Annotated in this window: 5 protein-coding genes; all 5 read left to right on the top strand. The window is 65.5% G+C overall.

Translation table 11 applies throughout. From position 1 onward, the window contains the following. Positions 1-172 precede the first annotated feature (172 nt). A complete protein-coding gene (locus tag RM423_RS23840) occupies positions 173-457 on the top strand; it encodes a universal stress protein (RefSeq protein WP_311425534.1) in 285 nt (94 codons plus the stop codon). A gap of 566 nt (positions 458-1023) precedes the next feature. After that, complete coding sequence (locus tag RM423_RS23835) at positions 1024-1530, top strand: universal stress protein (RefSeq protein ID WP_311425533.1); 507 nt, start codon at positions 1024-1026, stop codon at positions 1528-1530. A 394-nt stretch (positions 1531-1924) separates the two neighbouring features. Next, entirely contained in the window at positions 1925-3742 is a 1818-nt protein-coding gene (locus tag RM423_RS23830) for a molybdopterin-dependent oxidoreductase (protein ID WP_311425532.1), read from the top strand. A gap of 49 nt (positions 3743-3791) precedes the next feature. After that, positions 3792-4121: a cupin domain-containing protein gene (locus tag RM423_RS23825; RefSeq protein WP_311425531.1), complete on the top strand. Its 330-nt coding sequence runs from the start codon at positions 3792-3794 to the stop codon at positions 4119-4121. A gap of 81 nt (positions 4122-4202) precedes the next feature. Continuing rightward, on the top strand, positions 4203-5510 hold the full coding sequence (gene nuoF / locus RM423_RS23820; protein ID WP_311425535.1) for an NADH-quinone oxidoreductase subunit NuoF: 1308 nt from the start codon (positions 4203-4205) through the stop codon (positions 5508-5510). Positions 5511-5690: the final 180 nt, after the last annotated feature.

Genomic DNA, 5690 nt, shown 5'->3' with positions numbered 1-5690 from the left:
GATACAACTCGACAGCGTCGCGGCGAAACTCCTCGGAGTAGTTCTTCCTCGCCATGAGTGGATCATCTCGCTTCCACCCCACCGAAGCAGGGATTGAGCGTGTCCACTACTCGGGGTCAGGTCCCCATCGCTGCGCGCCATCTTCTGCTGGCACCCTGATCTGCTCGCCTCGATGATGTGGCGATCAGAGCCGCACGAACCGGCGCGAGCAGAGGCGTGGCTGTCAGAAGCACTGGCCGGATGGCAGGAAAAATTCCCCGAAGTGATCGTGCACAGCGCAGTGATCAGGGATCACCCCACCGCAGGCCTGATCAGCGAATCGCTGAACCAGGACCTGCTCATCGTGGGCAGCCATGGTCAGCACGCCTGGACCGGAACGCTGCTTGGCTCAGTCAGCCAGGGCGTCCTGCACCACGCCTCCTGCCCGGCCGCCGTAGTCCCCGCCAGCACCGACTGAACCTGGGGACACGATGCGCACTGGCTCCCTTGTCCGGCCCCGGTGGACATTGGGCCAGCTGAGCACCCCGTTCGTGCGTGTGAACCGACCGTGCGTCCGCCGCGTAGGAACAGTGGTCCCGCGCAACATGGGCGTCTGCTCGTGATGGCCCAGATCCGGCGACCCGGGTCCTGCTCGTAGTCACGCTGAACTGCCCGAGGCAACTTGCGTTTGGTTTCATACTCGTTGCGACCCGTCCCTTGCTGGTAGGGGAAGCCTTCGGCCAGGCTTGGGCGTTGAGACCACCAGACTGAGCGCAGCCGAGGCTTTCAGCGGCGGACCCGGTCGGCTCTGCGGCACCGGCGATGTTCCACTTCCTTGGGAGGTGATCTGGGAAGATTTATCGTACTCATCCCGGCACCGTCCCCATCAGCTCGGGCATGTTGGCACGGCGCCGAGTTGGGGCCGCGCCTGCTCGATGGCAACAGGCTGGCTGATTTCCTCGCCCCACCCCCGCCGGTATCTACTGCGCCGGGCACGACGGCGCGGCTGAACGGGTATCCAGAACCACCAGACAAGAAACGCACATGAGCACACCGGAAACAGATGTAAGCACCAACGCAGGCAGCACGCAGGCCCGCGTTGTCGTCGGCGTCGACGGCTCCCCGTCCTCGATCGCGGCGCTGCGCTGGGCCGCCTGTCTCGCGCCGAGCATGAACGCCCAGATCCAGGCGATCACTACCTGGCAGTACCCCACAGGCGCGGGCGCCGGCATCGGCATGGGTGGGGGCGTCGGGATGGAGATGGCCGACGCGCCGGAGGCCGTGGCCACCACGATCTTGGACCAGGCGTTGAGCGCCGCGTTCGCACACACCCCACCCGCCGGTCTTCACCGCGCCACACTGCAGGGCAACCCCGCGCAGGTGCTCTTGGACGTCAGCACCGACTTCGACGCGCTGATGCTTATCGTGGGCAGCCGCGGGCATGGCGGCTTTGTGGGCCTGCTGATCGGCTCCACCAGCGCCTACTGCGCCGAACACGCCACCTGCCCTGTCTTGGTCGTGCACGCCGCACCCGATGAGGGCGAGAAGTGACCGCAGCCGCCCTCGCTGACCCAGGTCAGCCCACGACCCCACAATCGCCAGCCCGAACGCCCCGGACAGTACGGGGTTGGTGCCTTTGAACTGGGCAGCTCGTCATCAGGCTTGGAAGTAACGGGACGGTGGTCGCGCCGCATGATCGACACGACGTACGGTTTGATCGAAGCGGGCTCCGCGCCGGTCCGTTGTTGTGGGCGCCGAGACGCGCTTGGTTGCGCTTAGCGGGTGGCCGGGGGGCCGAGGCCTTGAGGGAGGCGGTTCAGATGACCAGGACCATCGGGGAAGGTTCTTGTCCCCGACTTGTTGGTATCGAGCCGACGCTGATCGGGGTCTGTTGGCTCCCGGCCTTCGAGCGGTCGAGAGGCTCGCTGTTTCTGCGGTTGCTGGGATGACCGATGAACAGGAGCAACCTGGCATGGCCGACAAGCCGGCGAGCAACCACATCGACGGAGTAGCCCCTGCCTCGGGGGCGTCAGCTCGGGTACCGCTGCAGTTCCGCGAGGGTCTGACCCGGGGTGAGGCGGTGGTCGACACCGCGACGTGGGCCGGGTCGGTGCCGGCTGCGACCGGGGTCGCTCCCCGGGTCCGGATCGGCAGCAGATGGTTCAACCTGCTGTGGCTGCTGCCGATCGGATTCGCGGTCCTGCTAGTCGCGGTGGCGGTGGCCAAGGGGCTGCGTAACGAGGCGCCGGTGCAGCGGTTCCTGCTGCGCTACCCGGGCACGGACCTGCGCGCTGACCGTGGGCAGTATCTGGGTATTCCGGTGTGGGCGCGGTGGCAGCACTTCCTCAACGTGTTCTTCATGATTTTCATCCTGCGCTCTGGGCTGCAGATCCTGTCCGATCACCCCCGGCTGTACTGGACGCGGCACTGCACCCCGGGTCGGGACTGGTTCCGTATCCAGAAACCGGTTCCGGCTGATCCGCTGTGGACCGCCAAGCAGGACTCCATCAGCCTGCCCGCCCAGGTGGGTCTGCCCGGTATCCGGCACTCCATCGGCCTTGCCCGCTGGTGGCATCTGGGTATCAACGTCCTCTGGCTGCTCAACGGCATTGTGTTCTACATTCTGCTGTTCAGCACTGAGCAGTGGAAGCGTCTGGTCCCGACGAGTTGGACGGTGTTCCCGAACGCGGTGTCGGTGGCGATCCAGTACCTGTCGCTGAACTGGCCGGTCGACAGCGGGTGGGTCGCCTACAACGGCGCCCAGCAACTTACCTACTTCATCACCGTCTTCATCGCCGCCCCACTGGCCTTGCTCACCGGCCTGGGCATGTCACCGGCACTCTCGACCCGCTTCAAACCGATCAGCCGGGTGTTCAGCATCCAACTGGCCCGCTCGATCCACTTCCTGGTCTTCGCCTGGTTCCTGCTCTTTATCGTCATCCACGTCAGCCTGGTCGCCACCACCGGCATCCTGGTCAACCTCAACCACCTCGATTCCGGGCGCAACGATGACAGCTGGCTTGGGCTCTGGATCTTCGCCGCCTGGCTGAGCGTGGTCATCATTGCCTGGGTGGGCGCCACACCGCTGACGTTGCGCCATCCCGGGCTGATCCGTCGCGTGGGCTACGCCCTGATCGGGCCGGCGCAGCGGTTGTTCGAGCACGTTGACGTCACCCCCGGCGAGTACACCGAGAAAGACATCTCCCCCTACTTCTGGCACAACGGCCGCTATCCCGACTCTGCCGAATACCAGGCCCTGGCCAACGGTGGGTTCGCCGACTATCAGCTCCGGATCGGCGGTCTGGTCGCCCACCCAGTGCAGCTGTCGCTGGATGAGTTGCGGGCATTACCGGGCCATGAGCAGATCACCCAGCACTTCTGCATTCAGGGCTGGTCGGGCATCGCGAAGTGGGGCGGGGTGTCGATGTCCACGATCCTGGACCTCGTCGGAGCCGACCCGGAGGTCAAGTGGGTGGTGTTCTACTCCCTGGGGGAAGGCGCTGACGGTGGCATCTACTACGACGCCCACCCGATCCAACATATGCGCAGCCAGCTGGCGATGCTGGCCTACGACATGAACGGGGCACCGCTGACCTTCGGCCACGGCGCGCCGGTGCGGCTGCGCAACGAGATCGAGCTCGGCTTCAAACAAGTGAAATGGGTCAGCGGTGTGGAGTTCGTGGTCGACTTCGCCGATATCGGCTCCGGATTCGGTGGCTACAACCAAGACCACGAGTTCTTCGGCTACCGCCAACCCATCTGAACCTTGACCACCGCCGGCATCCCCGCCCATCCCACGTCAGGAGCACCCAGTGCAAAAAGTGTCGCTCACCGCCCTGGCCCGCGAGCATCTCGCGGCCGCCGCGGCCACCCCGAGCGGTCGCAGCGCCCACACCGTCTACGGAGGGCATGAGCATGTCCTGCGCCAGACGCTGATCGCCATGCTGGCGGGGCAGGACCTGCACGAGCACGAAAACCCCGGTGAGGCGACGCTGCAGGTACTGCACGGCCGCGTCCGCCTCACCGCCGGCACCATCTCCTGGGACTGCGCGGAAGGTGAGCTTCTCACCATCCCCGACACCCGGCATTCGCTGCACGCCACCGAGGACAGCGTCGTCCTGCTTACCGTCGCCAAATCCTGACCCACCTCGACCGTCCACCGGATGCCCTTGCGTTGGAGGCACCGGATCCCCACTGCCCAAGGAGCCACTGACGTGCCGTTGATGCCGATGCTGACGCAGCGGTTCACCGCTGACGCCCCGTGGATGATCGACAATTACGAAGCTCTCGATGGCTACACCGGGCTTCGTGCAGCCCTGATGCTGGCCCCGGATGAGCTGATCGCGATGGTGAAGCAATCAAACCTGCGGGGGCGTGGTGGTGCCGGGTTCCCGACTGGTATGAAGTGGCAGTTCATTCCCCGCGACGACGGGCGCCCGCACTACGTCGTGGTCAACGGTGACGAGGGTGAGCCGGGGACCTGCCGCGACCTGCCGTTGATGATGACCGACCCGCATTCGCTCATCGAGGGCATCATCATCGCCTGTTACGCCGTCCGGGCTGAGCAGGCGTTCATCTACATCCGTGGCGAAGCCGTCCACGCGATCCGCCGGGTCAGCGCCGCGATCGAACAAGCACATGCCAAGGGTTACCTGGGCACCAACATCCTGGGCAGCGGCCTGAACTGCGTCATCACGGTCCACGCTGGTGCCGGTGCCTACATCTGTGGAGAAGAGACCGCGTTGCTGGACTCCTTGGAAGGCAAACGAGGCCAGCCGCGCCTGAAACCACCGTTCCCGGCGACCAACGGGCTCTATGACGCTCCGACCGTGGTGAACAACGTCGGCACGCTGGCCTGCGTGCCCTACATCGTGCGCGGCGGTGCGGCGTGGTTCAACGGCATCGGCACCCCCGGTTCACCCGGCACCTCCATCTACTCCCTGTCCGGGCGCATCGCTAACCCCGGGCAGTACGAAGCACCCATGGGAACCAGCCTGCGGGAGCTACTGGATCTGGCCGGCGGCATGAGCCGTGGGCAAGACCTGAAATTCTGGACCCCGGGCGGGTCATCGACCCCGCTGTTCACGCCTGAGCACCTCGACGTCCCGCTGGACTTCGACGACGTAGCCAAGGCCGGCTCCATGAACGGCACCTCGGCGATCATGCTCTTCGACGAGTCCGACTGCGTCGTACGGGCTGTGCAGAAGTGGAGCCAGTTCTACGCCCACGAGTCCTGCGGCAAGTGCACCCCCTGCCGGGAAGGGACCTACTGGTACATCGGCATCTACGAACGCCTGGAAAACGGCGCGGGCACCGCTGAGGACCTCGAAACGCTGCTGGATCTGTCCGACAACATCCTCGGCCGCGCGTTCTGCGCCCTCGGCGACGGAGCGACCAGCCCTGTCACCTCCTCCATCAAGTACTTTCGCGAGGAATACCAGCGCCACATCGACCTGCACGCCTGCCCGTTCACCTCGCCCACCACCGCCCAGCGGTCCTCGGCAGCCACGCCGGTGCCCGCACTCACCTGACGAGTTATCCCCTGCTATCAATCAGCTCCCGGTCCACGCCACCCGGATTCAGTTAGCCCGAAACTTTCACGCGGCGCCTGTTGATCGTCGTTCTTGGGGCGGCAGCCTCTGTGGTTTCCGATTGTGCCGTGCGGGCAGGACAGTTTGGCCGAGGTCGCTCGGTGCGCCGGTTCCACGTGC

Origin of the sequence: Jatrophihabitans lederbergiae (assembly GCF_031845305.1) — a bacterium.
GTDB classification, from domain to species: Bacteria; Actinomycetota; Actinomycetes; order Mycobacteriales; family Jatrophihabitantaceae; genus Jatrophihabitans_A; species Jatrophihabitans_A lederbergiae.
This window is presented reverse-complemented; position numbering and strand designations above follow the sequence as displayed.